Source organism: Kitasatospora sp. NBC_01246 (assembly GCF_036226505.1).
Lineage (GTDB): Bacteria > Actinomycetota > Actinomycetes > Streptomycetales > Streptomycetaceae > Kitasatospora.
On sequence record NZ_CP108484.1, the window covers coordinates 6,683,711 to 6,704,431 of the forward strand.

Sequence of the window (20,721 nt, forward strand, 5' to 3'; positions counted from 1 at the left end):
AGTTTCTTCCTCGTCGGCGGGACGAGATCGCGGAAGTGATCGGAAGCCCGGCGGTCAGGCGTCGGTGGTGCAGTGGTAGCACGCCCGCTTTCAGCGGGAAGGGTTCGTTCGATTCGGGCCCGGCGCTCGGACGTGCAGGGCGGGAGTCGTCATCGACTCCCGCCCTCGCTGCTTTCCCGGGGGCCTTCGCTCCGGGGCTCTTCCGTCATCGGCTCCCCGCGTCCGGGCGCTTCGGTCCCGCGCTCTTCGGTCCCGGGGCCGAGGCGCGGGCGACCAGGAGCAGGAACAGCCCGCACAGCGCCACGAGCAGCCAGCCGGGCCGCGACGCGCCGGCCAGGCCGTCCGGGCCGACCCCCACCACCAGGCCGCCCGCGACCGCGATGCCGATCGCCGCGCCGACCTGACGCGCGGTGGAGGTGATCGCCCCGGCCACCCCGGCCCGGGACGGCGGCAGACCGCCGACCGCGCTGTTGGTGATCGGCGCGTTGGCGAAACCGAAGCCGACACCGATGAGCAGGTAGGCCGCCAGGAGCAGCGGGACACCGGTGTCCGGGCCGAGATCCACCAGACAGAGACCGCCCGCGGCGACGAACCCGCCCGCCAGCAGGAGCGGCCGCCTCGGCCCGAACCGCGCCACCAGGGAGCCGGACCACGGCGCGCACACCGTCGCCCCGAGCGCCATCGGCAGGGTCGCCGCCCCGGTGGCCAGCGCCGTCCAGCCCCGGGCGTGCTGGAGGTACAGCGTGTTGAGCAGCAGGCTCACGTTCAGGGCGACGAACAGGGCCACGGCGCCCAGGGCCGCCATGGCGAACGGCATCCGGCGGAAGAGCGCGAGGTCCATCAGCGGCTCGGGCCGGCGCAGCTCGACCCGGGCGAACCCGGCGGTGGCGAGCGCCGCCACCGCGCAACCGGCCACCGCCGCAGGAGAGGTCCAGCCGATCCGGGGGCCCTCGATGAACACGGCCACCGCACTGCCCAGGGCCAGCACCAGCAGCGACTGGCCGGGGAGGTCGAGCCGCCGGGCGCGCTGCCCGTGCGACTCCGGCACGAACACCGCCACCAGGACGAGGGCGGCGAGGATGACCGGCGCGTTGATCCAGAACACCGAGCGCCAGCCGAAGGCCGCGATGAGCGCCCCGCCGGTGACCGGCCCGGCCGCCATGCTGAGCCCGAAGACGGACGCCCAGACGCCGATCGCCCGGGCCCGCTCCCGGGGGTCGGGCATCGTGTTCACCACGATCGCCAGGGCGACCGGGCTGAGCATCGAGGCACCGACCCCCTGGGCGGCCCGGGCCGCGACGAGGAAGCCGAGCGAGGGCGCCACCGCGCAGGCGAGCGAGGCGAGGCCGAAGACGACCAGCCCGGTCCGGAACACGCGCCGGCGGCCGAAGCGGTCCGCGAGGGCGCCGGCCGAGATCAACAGACCGGCCAGGACGACGGTGTAGGCGTCCACGACCCATTCGAGCCCGCTGGTGCCCACCGCCAGCCCGCGCCCGATCTCGGGCAGGCCGACGTTGACGATGGTGGTGTCCAGCCCGACCAGGAACATGCTCAGCGCGCACACGGCGAGCACCGTCCACCGTCGGCGGGTGCTCAGTGCGGGTCGATCAGCCAGGATTGTCGTGGTCACGGGCCCACCTTCGGTTCGGTAACGTCTGCGGCCCCATGCTCGGACCGGGCGGCAGCGCCGGCCCAGCATCTTTGCGAAGACCGCAAAAACGCGCTCCGGCCCGCCCGAGGGGCCGGACGGACCGGAGGCACCCCATGAACGGCGACCGCACCGACCCCGTGAAGTCCGTGAAGCCCGGGGAGCCCGTGACGCCCGTGGAGTCCGGGGAGCCCGTCGCGCCGGTGGCCGGTGGCGACGACGTCGACGAGATCCTCGCCGGCATCGGGCCGCGGCTGCGGGCCCTGCGCCGCGACCGCGGGCTCACCCTGGAGGCCCTCGCGGAGACCACCGGGATCTCGGTGAGCACGCTGTCGCGCCTGGAGTCGGGCAAGCGGCGCCCGACCCTCGAACTGCTCATCCCGCTCGCGCGCACGCACCGGGTCGCCCTGGACCAGCTGGTCGCGGCCCCGGCGACCGGGGATCCGCGCCTGCACCTGAAGCCGCAGCACCGGGAGCGCGGCAACGTCCTGGTGCCGCTGACGCAGTACCCGGGCCGGGTCCAGGTGTTCAAGCAGGTGCTCGCCCACCGCGAGCCCAAGCTGGTGACCCACGCCGGTTACGAATGGCTGTACGTGCTCGCCGGCGGCCTCCGGCTCATTCTCGGCGAGCGCGAATTCACCCTCCGCCCGGGCGAGGTGGCCGAGTTCGACACAGGTGAGCCGCACTGGTTCGGCCCCGTCGACGCGAACGCGGTGGAGATCCTGCACCTGTTCGGCCCACACGGCGACCAGGCCGTCGTACGTACCGGGTCTGCCAGGCAGGCCCCTTGACGGTCCGTCCGTTGGGGCCCGGCCGTCGCGCGGGCGGCCGCGCCACCGCCGGGCGGCGCCATCTTGGCGGCGCCGCCCGGCAGTTCGGGGTGCGGGTCGGCGGCTAGATGCCGAAGGCGTCGGCCCAACGGACCGTCCCGGACGGCAGCGGGTGCCGGTCGTCCAGGCTCAGCGCCATCCACGCCTCGTCGGGCGCGTCGACGGTGAGAACCAGTCCGTGCGCGGAGGCGCGGACGAAGCCGAACCGCGGGTAGTACGACGGGTGTCCGAGCAGCACGACGAAGCGCTCGCCGAGGCCCCGGGCGGCGTCGAGCGCCGCCCGGACCGCGGCCGAACCGGCGCCGGAGCGCTGGTGGTCCGGATGCACGGATACCGGGCCCAGCGCGAGCGCCGGGACATCACCGATGAACGCGCGGCTCAGCACCGCATGGCCGACGGGGGTGCCGGCCGGACCGGTGGCGACGACGGAGAGGCCGTCGATCCAGCCCTCGTCGGTGCGCAGCACGGCGAGCAGGTCGGCCTCTGCGGGCCGGCCGAACGCCGCGAGGGTGAGGGCCTGGACGGCCGGGACATCGGCGTCGGACTCGACGCGGGTCTGCCAGGAGGAAGCGGACGAAGACGGAGAGGACATGGTGGAAACCCTTGGCTGAAGGGCCCGTCGCGGCGGCGCCGCGCACCCGCGGTGCGGGGGCGGAAGCCGTCAGACCAGGGCCCGGGGAGTGTGAACCGTCGCCTGGGCGCTGCGCGGTACGGGCGCAGCCGTCGTCACCGTGGCCACTGGTCCACCTCCTTCGCCGAGCTCGTCGTCCTGTCGTCCGGTCCGGACCAGTCGAAGGTAACACGGACAGCGGAACGGACGCCCCCGGTTTTCCGGCCGGCCGCCGGGCGGCGCGGACGGAGTCCGCGATCGGGCGCGCGTCAATGGCGATCGACCGGCAAATAACTTCCGGTGCACCCGTCGGATGGTGGTCTGTCCAGTTTTGCGAGGCGGCAAAAATCTTCCGGTTGACAGTCGTCGCAGCGTATTGAATTCTTTCAATCGCCGGGGAGCCGCGCAGCTCTTCGGACCAAATAGCGATCGACTCCGGGGGCCGGCAGAGCGAGCGGTGCAGGAATCACTGGATCATGCGAGCGGCCGGACGGTCGGCGCCGGCCAGTCCGGACGGATGTCCGGACGCGGTTTCCACGAGTACGCCTGATCACCCGGAATTTGTGATGCCGAAAAGGCCCCGGGGAGGGCCCGGCATTTCCGTACCGAAATTCAACAAGGAATCTGGCGTGCACTCATACATGAACATCAAGAAGTCCGCGCGAATCAGCCACGACTTCTGGGAGGTCACCGCCGCGGCCGGGATGTTCGACATCGTGGTGTCCGGCCTCGGCGACGGGCGGCACCGGACGCTGGCCGACGGCCACGAGTTCGTGAACATGTCGTCGTACTCCTACCTCGGCCTCGACACCCACCCGCGGATCGTGCGGGCGGCCGCCGACGCGGTGCTCGCCGAAGGGGCGCTCAACAGCTCGACCTCGCGGATGCGGATCCGGTTCGGATCGCTGCGGGACGCCGAGACGGCGCTCTCCGAGCTGTTCGACGTCGAGGCGCTGACCGTCGCCTCCTGCGCGGCCGCCGCCTGGGCGAGCCTGCCGCTGCTGGCCTCCGGGCTGCTGACGGACGGCGTCGCGCCGCTCATGGTCTTCGACAAGAACGCGCACTTCTGTCTCAACGCGATGAAGCCCGCGGTGGCCGACGAGGCGGAGATCGCCACCATCGCCCACAACGACGTGGACGCGCTGGAGGACCTCTGCCGCAAGCACCCGCAGGTCGCCTACGTCGCCGACGGCGTCTACAGCACCGGCGGCGCCGCGCCGATCCCCGAACTGCTGCGCCTGCAGGAGAAGTACGGGCTGTTCCTGTTCTTCGACGAGGCGCACGGCGTCTCCACCGTCGGCGAGCGCGGCCGGGGAGCCGTGCTGGAGGCGATGGCGGCGAACGGCGGGATGAACGACCGCACGCTGATCATCACCTCGCTCAACAAGGGCTTCGGCGCCTCCGGCGGCGCGATCTTCCTCGGCCGCAACGGCTCGCAGCAGCGCCGCGACACCGCGCTGCGCAACGGCGGCCCGCTGATGTGGTCGCAGCGCATCAACACCGCCGGACTGGGCGCCATCATGGCCTCCGCGGAGCTGCACGGCTCCCCGGAGCTCAAGGAGCTCCAGCTCAGGCTCCAGGACAACATCGCGCTCTTCGACTCGCTGGTGGAGACCTCCTTCAACGGCGACGGCCTGCCGATCCGCTTCGTGGACATCGGCTCCGAGGACGCCACCATCCGCCTCGCCGGATCGCTGCTGGAGCGCGGCTACTACACCTCGCCGATCTTCTTCCCGGTGATCGGCCGGGGCAAAGCCGGGCTGCGGCTGATGCTGCGCGCCAACATGGCCGAGGCCGAGATCCGCGACTTCTGCGGCGCGCTGAACGACGGCCTGCGGGCCGAGGCGGCCCGCGAGCCGGGGCAGGACCAGCGATGACGGCCCTGCGCTCGCACATCGACTCCTCCGCCGAGGTCTTCCGCCGCAACACCGCGGCCTTCGACGAGAAGCGCCAGGTCATCGCCCGGGCCCGGGCCGCCGCGATCGCCGGCGGGGACGAGCGCTCGCGCCGGCGCCACACCGAGCGCGGCAAGCTGACGGCCCGCCAGCGGGTCTACCAGCTGCTGGACCCGGGAACGCCGTTCATGGAGCTGGGCCAGCTGGCCGGGCACGAGGTGTACGACGAGCACGTGCCCTCGGCCGCGCTGGTCACCGGCATCGGCATGGTGAGCGGCCGCCCGGTGGTGGTCTTCGCCAACGACGCCACGGTCAAGGGCGGCAGCTACTTCCCGCTCACCGTGGAGAAGCAGCTCCGGGCCCAGCTGGTGGCCCGGGAGAACGGCCTGCCCTGCATCTACCTGGTGGACTCCGGCGGGGTCTACCTGCCGCTCCAGGAGCAGCTGTTCCCCGGCGAGTACCACCTGGGCCGGATGTTCCGGAACATCGCCGAGATGTCGGCGCTCGGCCTGCCGCAGATCGCCGCGGTGATGGGCAACTGCACCGCCGGCGGCGCCTACATCCCGTCGATGTGCGACGAGACGGTGATCGTCCGCGGCACCGGCACGGTCTTCCTGGGCGGCCCGCAGCTGGTGCGCGCGGCCACCGGCGAGGTGGTGGACGCCGAGACGCTGGGCGGCGCCGACCTGCACACCCGGGTCAGCGGGGTGGCCGACCACCTCGCCGAGAGCGACGAGCACGCCCTGTCGATCGTCCGGGAGATCATGGCCCGGGACGGCCGGCCGGCCCTCAGCCCGCCGCCGCAGCCCCCGCGCGCGCCGCTGTACGACCCGGCGGAGCTGCCCGGCATCGTCAGCGCCAGCCTGCGCGAGCACATCCCGGCCCGGGAGATCCTGGCCCGGCTGCTGGACGGCAGCGAACTCGCCGAGTACCGGGCCCGGTACGGGCCGACCATCGTGTGCGGCACCGGACACATCGGCGGCTACCCGGTGGGCGTGGTGATCAACGACGGGGTGCTGTTCCCGGAGAGCGCCCAGAAGGCCGCGAACTTCATCGAGCTCTGCACCCAGCGGGACATCCCGCTGCTGTTCCTGCACAACATCAACGGCTTCATGGTCGGCGCCGAGTACGAGGCCGACGGCATCGCCAAGCACGGCGCCAAGCTGGTCAACGCGGTCTCCACGGCCAAGGTCCCCAAGTTCAGCCTGGTGATCGGCGGCAGCTACGGCGCCGGCAACCTGGCGATGTGCGGGCGCTCGATGGGCCCCCGGCTGATGGCCATGTGGCCGAGCGCCAAGTCCACCGTCGTCGGCGCCGAGCAGACCGCGACGGTGATGGCGTTGATCCGCAGCGACCAGCTCGCCAAGGAGGGCAAGGTCCTCTCCCCCGAGGAGGAGGAGTCGATCCGGCGCCCCATCATCGAGACGTACGAGCGCCAGTCCCACCCGCTCTACTACGCCGCCCGGATGTGGGTGGACGCCGTGGTGGACCCGACCGAGACCCGTGAGTGGCTGGCGCTCTGCCTCGCCATGTCCGCCGACGCCCCCAAGCAGGAAACGCGCTTCGGCGTGTTCAGGATGTGATGACGGAAATGATCAAGCGTCTCCTGATCGCCAACCGCGGCGAGATCGCCCGGCGGATTGCCCGCACCTGCCGCCGGCTCGGCATCGAGTACGTGGCGGTCCACTCCGACGCCGACCGCTCCTCGGCCCACCTGGCGGGCGCCGTCGAGCGGGTCCGGATCGGCCCCGCCGTGGCCGCCGAGAGCTACCTGGACGTCGACGCGCTGGTCGACGCCGCCGTCCGGACCGGCTGCGACGCCGTCCACCCCGGCTACGGCTTCCTCTCCGAGCACCCCGGCTTCGCGGCGGCGGTCGCCGGGGCCGGGCTGGTCTGGGTCGGCCCGGACGCCGCCACGATCACCGCGATGGGCGACAAGTCGACCGCCCGCGCGCTGATGGCCGCCGCCGGGGTCCCGGTGCTGCCCGGCTCCGGGACGGCCACCGAGTCGGCCGAGGAGATCCTGGCCGACGCCGAGCGGATCGGCTACCCGGTGATCCTGAAGCCCGTCGCGGGCGGCGGCGGCAAGGGCATGCAGGTGGTCCGCGCGGCCGCCGAGCTGCCCGAGGCGGTGGCCGAGGCCGTCCGGCTGGGCCGCAGCAACTTCGGCGACGGCCGGCTGCTGGTCGAGCGGTACGTGGAGCGGCCCCGCCACATCGAGGTCCAGGTCTTCGGCGACGACCACGGGAACGTGGTGCACCTCTTCGAGCGCGAGTGCTCGCTGCAGCGCCGCCACCAGAAGATCGTCGAGGAGGCCCCGGCCGCCAACCTGGCGCCCGCCGTCCGGGCGGAGCTGCTGGAGGCGGCCGTCCGCGGCGCCCGGTCGCTCGGCTACGTCAACGCCGGCACCTTCGAGTTCATCCTGGACGCCACCGACCGCTGCTACTTCCTGGAGGTCAACACCCGGCTCCAGGTGGAGCACCCGGTCACCGAGGAGATCACCGGCGTCGACCTGGTGGAATGGCAGCTGAGAGTCGCCGACGGGCAGCGGCTGCCGCTCGACCAGCACGAGATCACCGCGACCGGCCACGCCGTCGAGGTCCGCGTCTACGCCGAGGACCCGGCCGACGGCTTCCGGCCCGCGCCGGGCCGCGCGGCGGCGGTCCGCTGGCCGGCCGGCATCCGGGTGGAGGCGGCGTTCGACGACACCGGATCGGGCACCGACGGGGCCGCGTCCGGCTCCGCCGCGCCGGAACCGGCCTTCGCGGGCGGTCCCGGCGGTGACGCGGCCTTCGGCGGCGCCGTCTTCGGCGGCGGCGCCGAGGTCCCGGCCTTCTACGACCCGATGTTCGCCAAGCTGATCGCGCACGGCCCGGACCGCCCGAGCGCCCTGCGCCGGCTGCTCCCGGCCGTCCGCGACACCGCCCTGCCCGGGCTGACCACCAACCTCGGCTTCCTCGCCGAACTCCTCCAGGCCCCCGCCGTGGTCGCCGGGCGGATGGACACCCACCTGGTGGACGCCCTGGTCTCGACCGGGACCGGGCAGTCGGGGCAGGGCGAGCCGGCCGGCCTCGCCGGCCGCACCGACCGGGTCCTGGCCGCCGCGGCCTGCGCGGCCGCGATGCAGCTGTCACCCGTCGACGACGCCCCCGCCTCGCCGTGGCACGGCGCGGTCGGCCCGTTCGACCGCCACCGGCTGGACCCGGTCGCGCCGTTCGGCCGGGTCGTGCTGCGGCACGGCCGGCGGACGCTGCAGGCCGGACTCACCGGACGGCGCGGCGCCGCCGTCGACGTCCAGGTCGAGTCCACCCCGTTCACCGTCACGGTCGCCGCCGTACCGGGCCACCCCGGCCTGTACCGGGGCACCGTCGGCGACCGGCGCTGGACCGGTCTGCGCAGTCCCGCCGGCTGGGAGCTCTCTGTCGACGGGCACCGGGTGGCGCTGGCCGCCCAGAGCTTCGCCGAGGGCGGCTCCGGGGCCGCCGACAACGCCGTGAAGTCGCTGATGCCGGGCACGGTGGTCGGACTGCTCTGCGAGGTCGGCGACCGGGTCGAGGAGGGGGACGCCCTCGTCATCGTCGAGGCGATGAAGATGGAGAACCGCATCCTCGCCCCGTTCTCGGGCGTCGTCACCGCGATCCGCTGCGCCGTGCGCGACCTGGTGGCGACCGAACAGGTCCTGGTCGAACTCGACGCCGACGCCGAAGCCTGAGCGCCCGACCCGCCCGACCCGCCCGACCCGCCCGACCCGCCCGACCCGCCCCCGTCAGTTGAAGTAGCACCCCCCGCACCACGCACGCAAGGAGCCCTCTCATGCCCGCTGAACCAACCCCCCGGAAGCTGCTGCTGGTCGGCGGGGTACGGGCGGTGCCGCTCGGCCTCGACATGGCGCGGCTCGCCCTGGACCAGGCCCACGCGCGCGGGCTGCGGACCCACCTGACGAACCAGGAGGCCGTCCTCGCCGCCACCCCCGGGGTGGCCGAACAGGCCGGCGCCGTCTCGGCGGTGGACTTCGCCAACCCCGGCGAGTCCGCCGCCTGGGCGCGCGACCGGGCCGCCGCGGGCGAGCGCTTCGACGCCGTCCTCGCCCTCCAGGAGATGGCCCAGGTGGCCGCAGCCGAGACCGCCGAGGCACTGGGCCTGCCGGGCAACCCGGCCGAGGCCGTCCGACGGGTCCGCACCAAGGACGCCTGCCGGACCGCCCTGGCCGCCGCCGGCTTCCGGCAGCCCGCCGTCCGGCTCTGCGCGGACGAGGCGGAGGCGGCGGAGTTCCTGCGCGGCTCCACCGGGCCGTGGATCGTCAAGCCCCGTGACGCGATGGGCAGTACGGGCGTCAGCCGGATCACCGGACCGGACGGACTGCCCGCCGCGATCGCGCTGCTGCCCGGCCGCAACCCCTTCCTGGTCGAGGAGTTCGTCCAGGGCGCCGAGTACAGCGTCGAGGGCCTCTTCCTCGGCGGCGAGCCGGTCGTCCTCGCGGTCACCGAGAAGGAGAAGGTGGAGCCGCCGTTCTTCGTCGAGGTCGGCCACATCCTCCCGGCCGAACTCCCGGACACGCAGCGTGAGGAGATCGAGCGTCAGGTCAAGGCGGCGCTCGCCGTGCTGGGCCTGCGCGTCGGCGGCTTCCACGTCGAACTCTGGCTGAGCCCGGACGGCATCGTGCTCGGCGAGGTGCACGGGCGGTTCGGCGGCGACTGGATCCACCGGATGCTCGCCCACGTCGTCCCCGGCCTGGAGCTGTTCGGCCTCCTCTACGACGACCTGCTGGGCCTGCCGCGCGACGAGGCCGCGCCGACGCCGGTCCGGGCCGCCGCCGCCCGCTACCTCACCCCGCCGCCCGGCCTGGTGACCGCGGTCGAGGGGTGGACGGAGGCGGCGAACCACCCGGACGTGCTCTACGCTGACCTCGCGGTCGGACCCGGCGGCACCGTCCGCCCGCTGCGCACCTCCGGGGACCGGGCGGGCGTGATCGTGGTCGGGGCCGACACCCCGGACCAGGCCCGCAAGCTCGCCCGCGAGCTGGCCGACTCGGTCCGCTTCACGGTGGAGCCGGCCCGGACGGTGGAGCCGGCATGACGCACACGGACGCCCCGCCCCGGGCGGCCGGCCTGCTGAGCCGGCTGACCGCCACGCTGCTGCCCGCCTCCCGGCAGGGCCGGATCATGGCCGCCGGGACCACCGTGGACGCGGTCGCCAACGGCCTCTACCTGGCCACCGCCACGCTCTACTTCGTCCGCTACCTCGACATCACGGCGGTCGCGGTTGGCACCGCGATCGCCGCGGCCAACATCGCCGGCCTGCTCAGCCCGCTGGTCTTCGGCCCGCTCGCGGACCGGCTCGGTGCCCGGCCGGTCTACGTGGCGCTGACGCTGGTCCGGGCGCTCGGCTTCATCGGGTACGCCCTGGTCGGCAGTTACGCCGGCTACCTGGTCGTCACCTGTCTGACCATCGCCGCCGCGCGGGCCTGCTCACCGCTGCTCCAGGTGATCGTCGGCGAGTTCGAGGGGGCCGCCGAGCGGACGAAGACGATGGCCTCGCTGCGCGCCATCACCAACATCGGCCTCACTGCCGGCTTCCTGCTGGCCGCCCTGGTGCAGGCCGCGCACTCCCGGGCCGCCTTCGTGGCGCTCTTCCTGTTCAACGCGGCCGCCTTCGCCGCCGTCGCGCTCGCCGTGGTGCGGGCCGGCCGGGTGGCGGGATCGTCGGCCGCGCCGGCTGCCGCGCCCGCCGAGGCCGGGGCGGAGGGCGGCTCCGGCTCGCCGTACCGGGACCGGCGGTTCCTGCTGGTCACGGCCGCCAACGCGGTGCTGATGCTGCACGACTGCGTGCTGTTCATCCTGTTGCCGCTCTGGGTGGTGGACCGGGCCGGGCTGCCGGCCAGTGCCAGCTCGGCCCTGCTGGCGATCAACACCGTGCTGACCGTGGTGCTCCAGCTCTCGGTGGCCCGGTTCGCCCAGGGGCTGGCCAAGGCGCTGCGGATGCTCCGGTTCGCCTGCCTCTTCCTGGTGCTGGCCTGCGCGTTCTTCGCCTTCGCCGACGGCCGGGGCAAGTACCTGGCGCTGGCCGCCGCGGTGGTCGCCGTCGCGCTGCTGACCGTGGGGGAGAACCTGCACGCCGTCTCGCGCTGGGAGATCTCCTACGAGCTGTCGCCGCCGGTGGGCCGCTCCCGCTACCTGTCGCTGTTCAGCACGGGCATGAGCGCGCAGCTGATCGTCGGCCCGTTCCTGGCCACCGGTCTGCTGCTGCCGGCCGGCGCGATCGGCTGGGTGCTGCTCGCCGCGCTGTTCGCGGGCGCGACCACCGTGACGGTGCTCGCCGGCCGCACCGGCATCCAGAAGTCACCGGCCGTTTCCCAGGAGGCGCTGACCGGCTGATGTCACTCTGCGTTGCTTGAACGATCACAACCGAGCAAGTACAGTCCCCCTAGAGCGTGTCAAGGGCCACGCGGGCACACCGGGGGGTGGACTTCATGCTGCGACGCTCGGTCGCGACGTTCCCCGGTCTGCCTTTCCGATGTCGGTCCAGCCACTGAACCAGCCGTTCAGCAAGGGGACTTGTCATCACCGACCGGGCTGACGAACCATCAGCCGCGCCGGTACTTCGGGCTGTCCGAATTCGACACGTCCCCCTCGGGGCCGTCATCGTCGAATGCAGGAACAGACCGGAGTGAGCCATGGTGCTGCGCGAGGCACTGAGCATCCCCATCCCCCTCGACCACGAAGCGTCGACCACCGCCGAACTCCCCGGCCTCGCCAGTCTGCTACGCGACTGGCGAGGCCGGGCCGGCCTGCGAATGGGGCTGGCCAAGCCGCTGCCCCAGATGGTCGTCGCCACCAGACTCGGCATGAGCGAGCGCTGGTACCGCGACCTGGAGCGAGGCGGCACCGCCCGCTTCGACCCCAGACTGCTGGCGCTGCTCGCCGACGTGCTGCTGCTCGACGCCGACGAGCGCGCCACCCTCTACCTCTACGCGATGGGCGGCACCCCGGCCGCCGGCCCGGCCCGGCCGGAGGACCTCACAGCCCTCCAGGAGCTGGTCGACCGGCAGATGCCGAGACCGGCCTTCATCGCCGACCGCGCCTGGACCCTCGTCGGCCACAACCGGGCCGCCGCCGAGTGGTTCCCCTGGATGAGCAGGCCCGGGGCCAACTTCGCCCGCTGGGTGCTGACCGCCCCGGAGGCCCGCGAACAGGTCGCCGACTGGACGTGGCAGGCCCGGATGACCCTCGCCATGATCCGCTTCGCGCTGGCCCGCTACCCCGGGGACGAGTCGGTGGTCGCCCTGCTCACCGACGTGCTGCGCGACCCGCTCTGCCGCCGGCTCTGGGCCGGCCGGGCCTGCGTGGTCGCCAACCGGGACGGCGACCGCTTCGGCCTGCGGCTGCCGCACCTCTCGCCCGAACCGATCGAGACGGTCGCCCAGGTCCTCACCCCCGGTGGCCGACCGGACCTCAGCTTCGTCGTCCTGGGGCCGCCGCCCGGGGTCTGACCGCAGGGTGCCCCGGGGCCGCCGGCCCCGGGGTCCGAGCGGGGGGCGGGGCGGCCGGGCGCGGCGTCAGTGGAACCGCGTCACGAACCGGCGCTGCCAGGGGGTCTCGACGGCGCGCCGGTCGTAGTGCTCCCGCACGAAGGCGACCGCCCCGCCGGCCGGGACGCCGTCCAGCACGGCCAGGCAGGCCAGCGCGGTCCCCGTCCGGCCGAGCCCGCCGGCGCAGGCCAGCTCGACCCGCTCGGACGCCGCCCGCTCCCAGGCCTCCCGGAGGGCGGCCGTCGCCTCGGCCCGGTCGGCGGGCAGCCGGAAGTCCGGCCAGCGGAGCCAGCGGCTCGCCCAGGGGACGGCCGGCGGCCGGTGCCCCAGCAGGTAGAGGCCGAACGCGGGTTGCGGCCCGGGCGGCAGCGGCCGCCGCAGACCGCGCCCCCGGACGAGTCGGCCGGACGGCAGGCGCAGCACCCCGGCGGCGGTGGGGTCCCAGGTGGCGGAGACGGTCATCCGGCGAGCCTACGGCGCGTCCGGCCGGTCGCGGGCGGTCGCGGGCGGGGCCGGGCCGGAGCACCCGGCCGTTCCGTGCCGCGGGTCCGCGCGGGTCCGCGCGGGTCAGGAGGCCGCGTACAGGCCGGTCGGGGCGGGCAGACCGGCGCGGTGCGCCAGAGCGGCGGCCTCCCCGCGCGAGGTCACGCCCAGCTTGCCCAGGATGTTGGCGACGTGGAACTTCACCGTGGACTCGCTGATCAGCAGGGCGCCGGCGATCTCCCGGTTGCGCCGGCCCCGGGCGAGCTGGTCGAGCACCTCCAGCTCCCGGGGCTGCAAGCCCTCCAGGGGGTCCGGCCCGCCGGTCGCCGCCGGGGCGCTCAGCGGCAGGTCGACGGTGACGGTGGTGCCCCAGCCGGGAACGGCGTCCACCGCGAGCCGGCCGCCCACGGCGGTGATCCGGTCCGCCGTCCGGTGCACGGCCAGGGTGTCGGCGCCGAGCAGGCCCGGGCCGTCGTCGCGCACCACGACCCGCAGGACGTCCGCGACGAACTGCCAACTCACGTGCAGGCGCGTCAGACCGTCCTGTTCCATCATGGTGAGCACGGCCGACCGGACGGCCGCCCGGGCGGTGTGCGCGATCTCGGCGGGGAGGGAGCGCCCGCCCGCCGCCGGGGCCGGCAGGTCGAGCCGGACGGGGCTGTGCCGCAGCAGCGGGCGGATCTCGTCCGCGAGCCGGGCGAAGGCGGTGGCGGCGGGCTCCTCGCTCAGCTCCCGGTCGAGGTCGGCGCCCGCGCGCAGGTCCAGCAGCGCGCCGACGGCCAGCTCGGTGGCGCTGCGGCGGGCGGTGGCGTCGTCCAGGGCGGCGGAGCGCAGCGGCGCGAGGATCGCGGAGAGCGCCGAGGCGTGCGCGCCGCTCAGCTCGGCGATGGCCCGGGCCCGGGCACCGGCGGAGGCCCGTGACGTGGCGGCGTACGCGGGGGCGGCGTCGACGGCCCGGTGGTGGGAGTGGGTGACCAGCAGCTCCCAGAGCTGCTGCAGGACGGCGAGCGGCTGGTCGGGCAGCCGCTCGCCGCCCGTCCGGACCAGCACCAGCAGGGCGCCGTTGCTGCCGGGCGGGGCGGCGGAGACCGCGACGGCCGACCGCGGCCGGCCCGCCAGGACCGCCTCGCCCTGCCAGGGCAGACCGGGTGCCACCGCCTCGGCCAGCCGGGCCAGTTCCCGGGTGGTGATCTGCCCGGTGAGCTCGGTCGGACCGTGGGCGAGGGCGGGGGAGTAGGTGCAGACGCCGCTCAGCTGGGCGAGGGCGGTGTGCGGGACGAGATCGGCGAGGACGCCGGAGAGTCGCGGGAGGAGCTGTGGCCTCGGCGCCCCCAGCACCGCCACCACCTGGGCGAGCACGTCCTCGGGGCGCTCCCAGCCGCGCTGCCGGTGCCCGGGGTGCCCGGCTCCGTCCGGGGCCTGCGCCGCGTTCCCGGCCCTCGCGTGCCCAGTCGCCGCGCTTCCCGCCCCGTCGCCTGCCCCGTGGTTCGCCATGGGTTCCAGCCTAGTCACCCGGTCCGCGCGGGTGCCTGGCCGTTCGGCCAGGCGGAACCGGCCGAACGGCGGGCCGGAGACCGCCCCTCCCGCGACCAGGCTGGAGACCGTCAGACCGACGAACTCTCCGACCAGTGAAGGACAGTGGGACTCCCATGACCAAGGCCATCGCCTTCTCCGCATTCGGCGGCGCGGACGTGCTGCACCCGATCGAGATCGACCTGCCCGCTCCCGGCCCCGGCCGGATCCGGATCGCCGTCCGGGCGGCGGGCGTGAACCCGGTGGACCACAAGCTGCGCAGCGGCGCGATGGAGGGCCTGTTCCCGGTGACCTTCCCGCACGTCGCCGGTTTCGAGGTGGCGGGCGTGGTGGAGGCCGTCGGCGAGGGGGTGGACGAGTGGGCGCCCGGGGACGAGGTGTTCGGCTCGGTCCGCGGCGGCGGCTACGCCGAACACGCCGTGGTGGGCGCCGGCGACGTGGCCCGCAAGCCGGCCGGGCTGAGCTGGGAACAGGCCGCGGGACTCCCGGTCGCGGCCGAGACGTCCTGGCGGGCGCTCCACCTGCTGGGCGTGGAGCGCGGCCAGACGCTGCTGGTGCACGGCGCGGCGGGCGGGGTGGGCACGATCCTGCTGCAGTTCGCCCGCTCGCGCGGGATCCGGGTGATCGGCACCGCGAGCGAGGCCAACCACCCGTACCTGCGCGAGCTGGGCGCGATCCCCGTGACGTACGGCGACGGTCTGGCCGAGCGGGTCCGGGCGGTGGCGCCGGAGGGGGTGGACCGGGTGCTGGACGCGGCCGGTCAGGGTGACGTCCTGCCGCTCTCGATCGAGCTGGCCGACGGACCGGAGCAGGTGCTGACCATCGCCGACCACGAGGGCTCGGCCGAGTACGGCGTGCGGTTCAGCGCCGGCTCGGACACCGTCCACCACCACGGCCCCGCGCTGGCCGCCGTGCTCGCGCTGCACGAGGAGGGCACGCTGCACCTCCCGCTGCACCAGGTGTTCCCGCTGGCGGAGGTGGACCGGGCGCACCGGGTGAGCGAGCAGGGGCACGTCCGGGGCAAGCTCGTCCTCACCGTCGGCTGACGCCGGCGCCGGGGCGGTCCGCCGGGTGCCGCGGTCTGCGAAGGGGTGGAGCCGCCCCGATCGCGGCATGACCCAACTGCGCGGTGTGCCGGTTCATCTGACGGTCGGTCGGTAGAGTCCGGTGCCATGGCTGATGCGATCGAATCCCCGGGCGCGGGGCGGCTGGCGGGCAAGTCGTGCGTGGTGACGGGTGCGGCGAGCGGGATCGGCCGTGCGGTGGCCGAACGCTTCGCCCGGGAGGGCGCGCGGGTGGTCGCGACGGACCTCGACGCCGAGGGGCTGCGGCGGCTGGCGGACGAGCTGCCGCGGGCGGTCAGTACGGTGGTCGGCGACGTCTCCCGCGAGGACGACGCCCGCCGGATGATCACCGCCGCCGTCGAGCGGCACGGCCGGATCGACGTCCTGGTCGCCAACGCGGGGGTGCTCCCGCTGTCGGAGATCACCGAGGCCGACGCCGAGGAGTGGGACCGGGTGATGGCCGTCGACGGCCGGGGGATGTTCCTCACCTGCAAGTACGCGATCGAGGCGATGGCCGGGCCCGGCGGCGCCGGCGGTGCGATCGTCTGCCTCTCCTCGATCTCCGGCGAGGCCGGCCAGCGCGGCCAGGCCGTCTACGGGCCCGCCAAGTTCGTGGCGTCCGGCCTGACCAAGCACCTGGCCGTCGAGTGGGCCGACCGCGGCATCCGGGTCAACGCCGTCGCTCCCGGCACCATCACCACCGAGCGCGTCCGCCGCCTCCAGGACGAGCCGGGCGGCCCCGACTACCTGACGGCGATCGAGAAGCTGCACCCGATGGGCCGGCTCGGCACCCCCGCCGAGGTGGCGGCGGCGGTCCTCTTCCTGGCCTCCGACGACGCCTCCTTCATCACCGGCGCGGTCCTCCCGGTGGACGGCGGGTACCTGGCGCAGTAGGGCTCGCCGGCCCTGGGGCGTGTGTGCGGGTGGTTCCCCGGACCGGTCACCATGCCCCGGCCGGTCGGCCGACGAGCTCGGCGGGCTCCCCGGAGAAGCCGACCTCGCCCCGGTGCAGCACATGGACGACGGCCGCGCCGGTGAGGCTGCGCGGGAGCGACCGCGCGGTCAGCACGACCGCCCGGCCCTCGGCGGCGGCCGTGTCGAGCAGGTGCGCGTGCAGGCGTGCGGCCACGGCCGGGGCCAGCCCCCGGTCCGGCTCGTCCAGCAGGAGCAGGCGCGGCCGGCCGGCCAACGCACGTGCCAGGGCGACCAGTTGCTGCTGCCCGCCGGAGAGCGTCCCGGCCGGCCGGGGCAGCAGGGCGGTCAGTTCGGGGAGGAGCGCGAGCACGGCCTCGGCGGGGGCGCCGGCGAGGCCGAGGTGCTCGGCCACCGTGAGCGAGGCGAACACCGCCCGCTCCGCCGGTACCAGCGTCAGCCCCAGCCGGACCCGCTGGTGGACACCGAGCGCCGTGACGTCCCGCCCGCGCCAGACCACCCGGCCGGCGGCGGGCCGGACCAGCCCGGCCAGGGCGTGCAGCACGCTGGTCCGCCCGGACCCGTTGCGGCCGAGCAGGACGGTGACCGCACCGGCGGGGAAGGCGAGGTCCACCCCGTGCAGGGCCTCCAGCGGTCCGTAGCGGACGCGGGCGCCGTGGAGTGCGGCTTCGACGGTCATCGGGTGCTCGCCCGGGTCGCCCGGGCGGTGCGGTCGGCGGGGGAGGCGGGGGCCGGCTCGCGGAGGGCTTCCGGTGGTCCCTGGCGCACACGGGCGGCTTCGACGGTCACGGGGCGCCCACCCCGGCCCCCGGCGCGGCCCCGCCCCAGGCCCGGGCCACCCGGGCGTCGGCGAGCACGGCCGCCGCCGGTCCGCAGGCCACCACCCGGCCGCCTGCCATCGCGTACACGGTGTCGGCCAACTCGCCGACCAGGTCGGGGTCGTGCTCGACCAGCAGCAGCGCCATGCCCCGGTCGGCCAGGCCACGCAGGACGGCCGCCAGCCGGGCGGTCTGGGTGGTGTCCAGGCCGGCCGCCGGCTCGTCCAGCAGCAGCACCTGCGGGTCGCCCGCCAGCGCGCGGGCCAGCTCCACCAGGCGCAGCACCCCGGTCGGCTGCGCACCGGCCGGCTCCGCCGCGAGGTCCTGGAGGCCGAACAGGGCGAGTGCGCGTGCCGTCGCCGTGTCGACGGCACGCGCGTCCGGACGGCGGCGGTGCCGCTGCTCGGGGCCGATCCGGACGTTGTCGGCCACCGAGAGGGTCGGGAAGACGGCGATCTGCTGGAAGGTCCGGGCCAGGCCGAGCCGCACCCGGGCGTACGCGGGCAGCCGGGTGACGTCCCGGCCGCCGAGCAGTACCCGGCCGGCGTCCGGGCGGACCGTCCCGGCCAGGCAGTCGAACAGGGTGCTCTTGCCGGCGCCGTTCGGCCCGATCAGTGCGGTGATCCGCCCCGGTGGCGCGGTGAGGTCGACCCCGGCGACGGCCTCGATGCCGCCGTACCGGCGGATCACACCCCGAGCCGTCAGCCGGGCCCGGCCACTGCCCGGCGGGCTCACGGTCGGGCCTCCTCGCCCCGGGCGGCGGCCTGCCGGGCCGTGATCAGGGTGCGGATCCGGCGGCCGGTCGCGCTCAGGCGGCCCGGCGGCAGCGTGGCGGGCGGGCGCGCCGGGTGGCGGCGGGAGAGGCGGGCGGCGGCGCCGGCGAGGCCGCCCGGCAGGCGGCCGATCGCCGCCGCCAGCAGGCCGACCGCGACGGCCGACACCCCGGCCACCGTGCCCGCGTCCAGGCCGATCAGCAGCGCGGCGGCCAGCACCGCGCCGAGCGCGCTGTCCGCACCGGCCACCACCACCGCGGCGAACCAGAGCAGCCCGCGCACCGGATCGAACGAGGCCGGGTCGAAGGCGCGCCCGGCCAGGCCCATCAGGCCGCCGCCGAGCGCGGCCAGCGCCGCCCCGGCCACGAAGGCGAACAGCTTCAGCCCGGGCACGTTGACGCCTGCCGCGACCGCGCCCGGTTCGTGGTCGCGCATCGCGGTCAGGGCCCGGCCCGGCCGGCCCCGGTGCAGACCCCGTACCACCAGCAGGCCCAGCCCGAGCAGCACCAGCTCGGCCAGGTAGAAGGCGCGGTCGCCGGCCAGGAAGGCGGGCCGGTCCAGGGTGAGCCCGGTGGTCGCGTACGGCTGCTGGAAGACGAAGCGGCTCATCGCCGTCCCGACCGCGAAGGTGACCAGGGCCAGCGCCGGACCGCGCCGCCGGATCGCCGGCCAGCCGGTGAGCAGTCCGAGCGGGGCGGTGGCCAGCACCGCGAACAGCAGCGCGGGGACGGCGGGCAGCGGCGGGACGGCCGGGATCCGCCCGGACATCAGCAGCGCGGTGCCCAGCGCGCCGAGCCCGGCGTACCCGGCCTGGCCGAGCGAGATCTGCCCGCCGTACCCGGTCACCACCACGATCGAGAGCAGGACCAGGGCGAGCGCGGGCACCAGCAGCGCGCTGCGCAGGTCGTTGTCACGGAAGCCCAGCGGCAGCAGGAGCAGCACCAGGCAGACCGCCCGGGCCGCCCGGCCCCCGCCGGCCGGTCCCGGCACCGCGAGCGGGGCGCGGTCGCCCGCGCCGCCGGTGATCCGCGGCCCGGCCAGCAGCGCGGCGGCCAGTAGTGCGACCACGAACAGGTTGGCCTGCACCGCCTGCACCAGCGGCAGCAGTTGGCCGGACGGCCGGAGCCTGGTCAGCTCGGCCTGCGCGATCCCGAGGCCGAGGCCGGTCACCACCGCCACCGGGATGCTGCGCAGCCGCGCCGCCACCGCGACCGCCATCGTCTCCATCACCAGCAGCGGCAGCCCGTACGGGTCGAGCAGCAGGTACGGCGCGAGGGCGACGCCGACCAGCCCGGCGGTGAAGGAGCCGAACGCCCAGCCCGCCGCCGAGACCCGGTCCGCGTCCACCCCGGCCAGCCGGGCCAGCCGGCGGTCGTCGACGACGGCCCGCACCTGGAGGCCGAACGGGGTGAAACGGGTGGTGGCGGCCACCGTCAGGGCGAGCACCAGGACGGCGGCGAGCTGCGCCACGGTGTCGGGGCGCAGGGTGTGCCCGCCGGGGAGGGCGATCGGCTCGGCGCCGAACGGGGACGGCGCGCCGCTCAGCGGGGCGGTGCCCCAGACCAGCACCGCCACCCCGATGAGCAGCACGAACACGCCGAGACCGGCCACCATCGTCTCGGCCGTCCCGGCGCCGCGCCGTTGCAGCGGCCGGTAGACCAGGATGTCCAGCAGGACGCCGAGCGCGGGGGCGACGAGCAGCAGGCAGAAGGCGAGGGCCGGCCAGACCGGCCAGTGCCGGACGACCACCAGGTCGCGCAGCAGATAGGCGATGAGCATCGCCTGGGCACCCTGGGCGAGGTTGAGCACCCCGGTCGCGCGGTGGCAGACGACCAGGCCGATGCCGCTGAGGGCGGCCGCGCTGCCGACGGTGAGACCGGCCAGGGCGAGGTCGACGGTCAGGCCGAGGGAGTCGAGGGGAGGGGTGTCGGGCACGGGCGGCACCCCCTCAGCCGGCCGGGTGGGCCGGGTCGGCGGGGTCGGCGGCCGCGTCCGGGGCGGCCGGTGCGCAGATCCGGCAGGGATGGAGCCCGCGTGCCCGTACGGCGGCGGCGTCGACCGGCCGCGCGCCGTGCTTGCCGGTCACCAGCGGACAGTCGGGCCGGTGGTAGAGCGTGCCCTCGGCGACGGCGAGCAGACCGGTACGGGAGGCGGCGGGCTCCTCCGGCGCCGTGGCTTCCTCCGGCTGCTCCGGTTCGACCAGGAGGGTGTAGAGCCGTTCGACCCGTCGGTCGGTCAGGTCGTCCGCGGTGGGCGGGGTCGGCGGGGCCGGCGGCCGACCGAGTGAACGCAGGGCGACCAGCACGATGCCCGCCACGATCAGCGCCGCACCCGGGACGGTGGAGGAGGCCAGATAGGGGATCTGCTGTTCGACGAAGGCCTCGCCGGAGACGCCGTACCAGCCCAGGACGCACAGGGCCGCCCCGGCGGCCGCGAGGATCCAGCCCGGCCACTCGCGGGCGCCCGGGGCCGTGCGGGCCGCGCGGGCGGCCGAGCGCAGCAGCCCCCGGCCGGGCCGCCCGGCCGCCCCGGTCGGGGTGGTCTGCGGCTTCTCGCGCTCGGATTGCGATTCGTCCATGGATCCGCCTTCATGGTGTCACGTGCGA

The 20,721-nt window shown here is 75.2% G+C and carries 17 protein-coding genes and 1 tRNA gene; 10 read left to right on the forward strand and 8 right to left on the reverse strand.

Features of this window, described 5'->3' with window-relative positions:
* The first annotated feature begins 58 nt into the window (after nucleotides 1-58).
* Nucleotides 59-127: transfer RNA gene (locus OG618_RS28325), tRNA-Glu, on the forward strand.
* A gap of 78 nt (nucleotides 128-205) precedes the next feature.
* Here OG618_RS28325 and OG618_RS28330 read toward each other — a convergent pair.
* The gene (locus OG618_RS28330; protein WP_329490377.1) at nucleotides 206-1,630 is read right to left on the reverse strand and encodes an MFS transporter; all 1,425 of its coding nucleotides are present in this window, start codon (nucleotides 1,628-1,630) and stop codon (nucleotides 206-208) included.
* A 134-nt stretch (nucleotides 1,631-1,764) separates the two neighbouring features.
* Between OG618_RS28330 and OG618_RS28335 the strand changes: the two genes are divergently transcribed.
* Nucleotides 1,765-2,439 carry a helix-turn-helix domain-containing protein gene (locus tag OG618_RS28335; protein WP_329490378.1) on the forward strand — a complete coding sequence of 225 codons (675 nt, stop codon included), beginning with the start codon at nucleotides 1,765-1,767 and terminating at the stop codon, nucleotides 2,437-2,439.
* Nucleotides 2,440-2,542: 103 nt separating this feature from the next.
* On the opposite strand, the gene OG618_RS28340 is transcribed toward OG618_RS28335, so the two are convergent.
* Nucleotides 2,543-3,070, reverse strand: coding sequence for a GNAT family N-acetyltransferase (locus OG618_RS28340; RefSeq protein ID WP_329490379.1), 528 nt, complete (start codon nucleotides 3,068-3,070; stop codon nucleotides 2,543-2,545).
* A 647-nt stretch (nucleotides 3,071-3,717) separates the two neighbouring features.
* Between OG618_RS28340 and OG618_RS28345 the strand changes: the two genes are divergently transcribed.
* The 6 genes from OG618_RS28345 to OG618_RS28370 all read left to right on the forward strand — a co-directional run bounded on the left by OG618_RS28345 (nucleotide 3,718) and on the right by OG618_RS28370 (nucleotide 12,472).
* Nucleotides 3,718-4,965, forward strand: a complete 1,248-nt coding sequence (locus OG618_RS28345) for an 8-amino-7-oxononanoate synthase family protein (RefSeq protein ID WP_329490380.1) — start codon at nucleotides 3,718-3,720, stop codon at nucleotides 4,963-4,965.
* Nucleotides 4,962-6,566, forward strand: a complete 1,605-nt coding sequence (locus OG618_RS28350) for a carboxyl transferase domain-containing protein (protein ID WP_329490381.1) — start codon at nucleotides 4,962-4,964, stop codon at nucleotides 6,564-6,566. Before OG618_RS28345 ends, OG618_RS28350 begins: the two co-directional genes overlap by 4 nt.
* Before the next feature lie 8 nt (nucleotides 6,567-6,574).
* Entirely contained in the window at nucleotides 6,575-8,695 is a 2,121-nt protein-coding gene (locus OG618_RS28355; protein WP_329490382.1) for an acetyl/propionyl/methylcrotonyl-CoA carboxylase subunit alpha, read from the forward strand.
* Between the two features lie 101 nt (nucleotides 8,696-8,796).
* A complete protein-coding gene (locus OG618_RS28360) occupies nucleotides 8,797-10,059 on the forward strand; it encodes an ATP-grasp domain-containing protein (protein ID WP_329490383.1) in 1,263 nt (420 codons plus the stop codon).
* Complete coding sequence (locus OG618_RS28365; protein ID WP_329490384.1) at nucleotides 10,056-11,357, forward strand: MFS transporter; 1,302 nt, start codon at nucleotides 10,056-10,058, stop codon at nucleotides 11,355-11,357. The genes OG618_RS28360 and OG618_RS28365 overlap by 4 nt, the downstream gene beginning before the upstream one ends.
* Before the next feature lie 299 nt (nucleotides 11,358-11,656).
* The gene (locus OG618_RS28370; RefSeq protein ID WP_329490385.1) at nucleotides 11,657-12,472 is read left to right on the forward strand and encodes a helix-turn-helix transcriptional regulator; all 816 of its coding nucleotides are present in this window, start codon (nucleotides 11,657-11,659) and stop codon (nucleotides 12,470-12,472) included.
* A gap of 66 nt (nucleotides 12,473-12,538) precedes the next feature.
* Here OG618_RS28370 and OG618_RS28375 read toward each other — a convergent pair whose 3' ends face one another.
* Both OG618_RS28375 and OG618_RS28380 read right to left on the reverse strand, forming a co-directional pair.
* Nucleotides 12,539-12,973 (reverse strand): protein-tyrosine phosphatase family protein, encoded by a 435-nt coding sequence (locus OG618_RS28375; protein WP_329490386.1) that lies wholly within the window; start codon nucleotides 12,971-12,973, stop codon nucleotides 12,539-12,541.
* Between the two features lie 105 nt (nucleotides 12,974-13,078).
* Nucleotides 13,079-14,488, reverse strand: a complete 1,410-nt coding sequence (locus tag OG618_RS28380) for a helix-turn-helix transcriptional regulator (RefSeq protein WP_329490387.1) — start codon at nucleotides 14,486-14,488, stop codon at nucleotides 13,079-13,081.
* A 155-nt stretch (nucleotides 14,489-14,643) separates the two neighbouring features.
* On the opposite strand from OG618_RS28380, the gene OG618_RS28385 reads away from it, so the two are divergent.
* Both OG618_RS28385 and OG618_RS28390 read left to right on the forward strand, forming a co-directional pair.
* Entirely contained in the window at nucleotides 14,644-15,573 is a 930-nt protein-coding gene (locus OG618_RS28385) for an NADP-dependent oxidoreductase (protein ID WP_329490388.1), read from the forward strand.
* A gap of 126 nt (nucleotides 15,574-15,699) precedes the next feature.
* Nucleotides 15,700-16,485 carry an SDR family NAD(P)-dependent oxidoreductase gene (locus tag OG618_RS28390; RefSeq protein WP_329490389.1) on the forward strand — a complete coding sequence of 262 codons (786 nt, stop codon included), beginning with the start codon at nucleotides 15,700-15,702 and terminating at the stop codon, nucleotides 16,483-16,485.
* A 46-nt stretch (nucleotides 16,486-16,531) separates the two neighbouring features.
* Here the strand turns inward: OG618_RS28390 and OG618_RS28395 are convergent, their stop codons facing one another.
* The 4 genes from OG618_RS28395 to OG618_RS28410 all read right to left on the reverse strand — a co-directional run bounded on the left by OG618_RS28395 (nucleotide 16,532) and on the right by OG618_RS28410 (nucleotide 20,693).
* Entirely contained in the window at nucleotides 16,532-17,203 is a 672-nt protein-coding gene (locus OG618_RS28395; RefSeq protein WP_329490390.1) for an ABC transporter ATP-binding protein, read from the reverse strand.
* Nucleotides 17,204-17,309: 106 nt separating this feature from the next.
* Nucleotides 17,310-18,077: an ABC transporter ATP-binding protein gene (locus OG618_RS28400; protein WP_329490391.1), complete on the reverse strand. Its 768-nt coding sequence runs from the start codon at nucleotides 18,075-18,077 to the stop codon at nucleotides 17,310-17,312.
* Entirely contained in the window at nucleotides 18,074-20,050 is a 1,977-nt protein-coding gene (locus tag OG618_RS28405) for a branched-chain amino acid ABC transporter permease (RefSeq protein ID WP_329490392.1), read from the reverse strand. The genes OG618_RS28400 and OG618_RS28405 overlap by 4 nt, the downstream gene beginning before the upstream one ends.
* A gap of 13 nt (nucleotides 20,051-20,063) precedes the next feature.
* A complete protein-coding gene (locus OG618_RS28410; RefSeq protein ID WP_329490393.1) occupies nucleotides 20,064-20,693 on the reverse strand; it encodes a hypothetical protein in 630 nt (209 codons plus the stop codon).
* Between the last annotated feature and the right edge of the window lie 28 nt (nucleotides 20,694-20,721).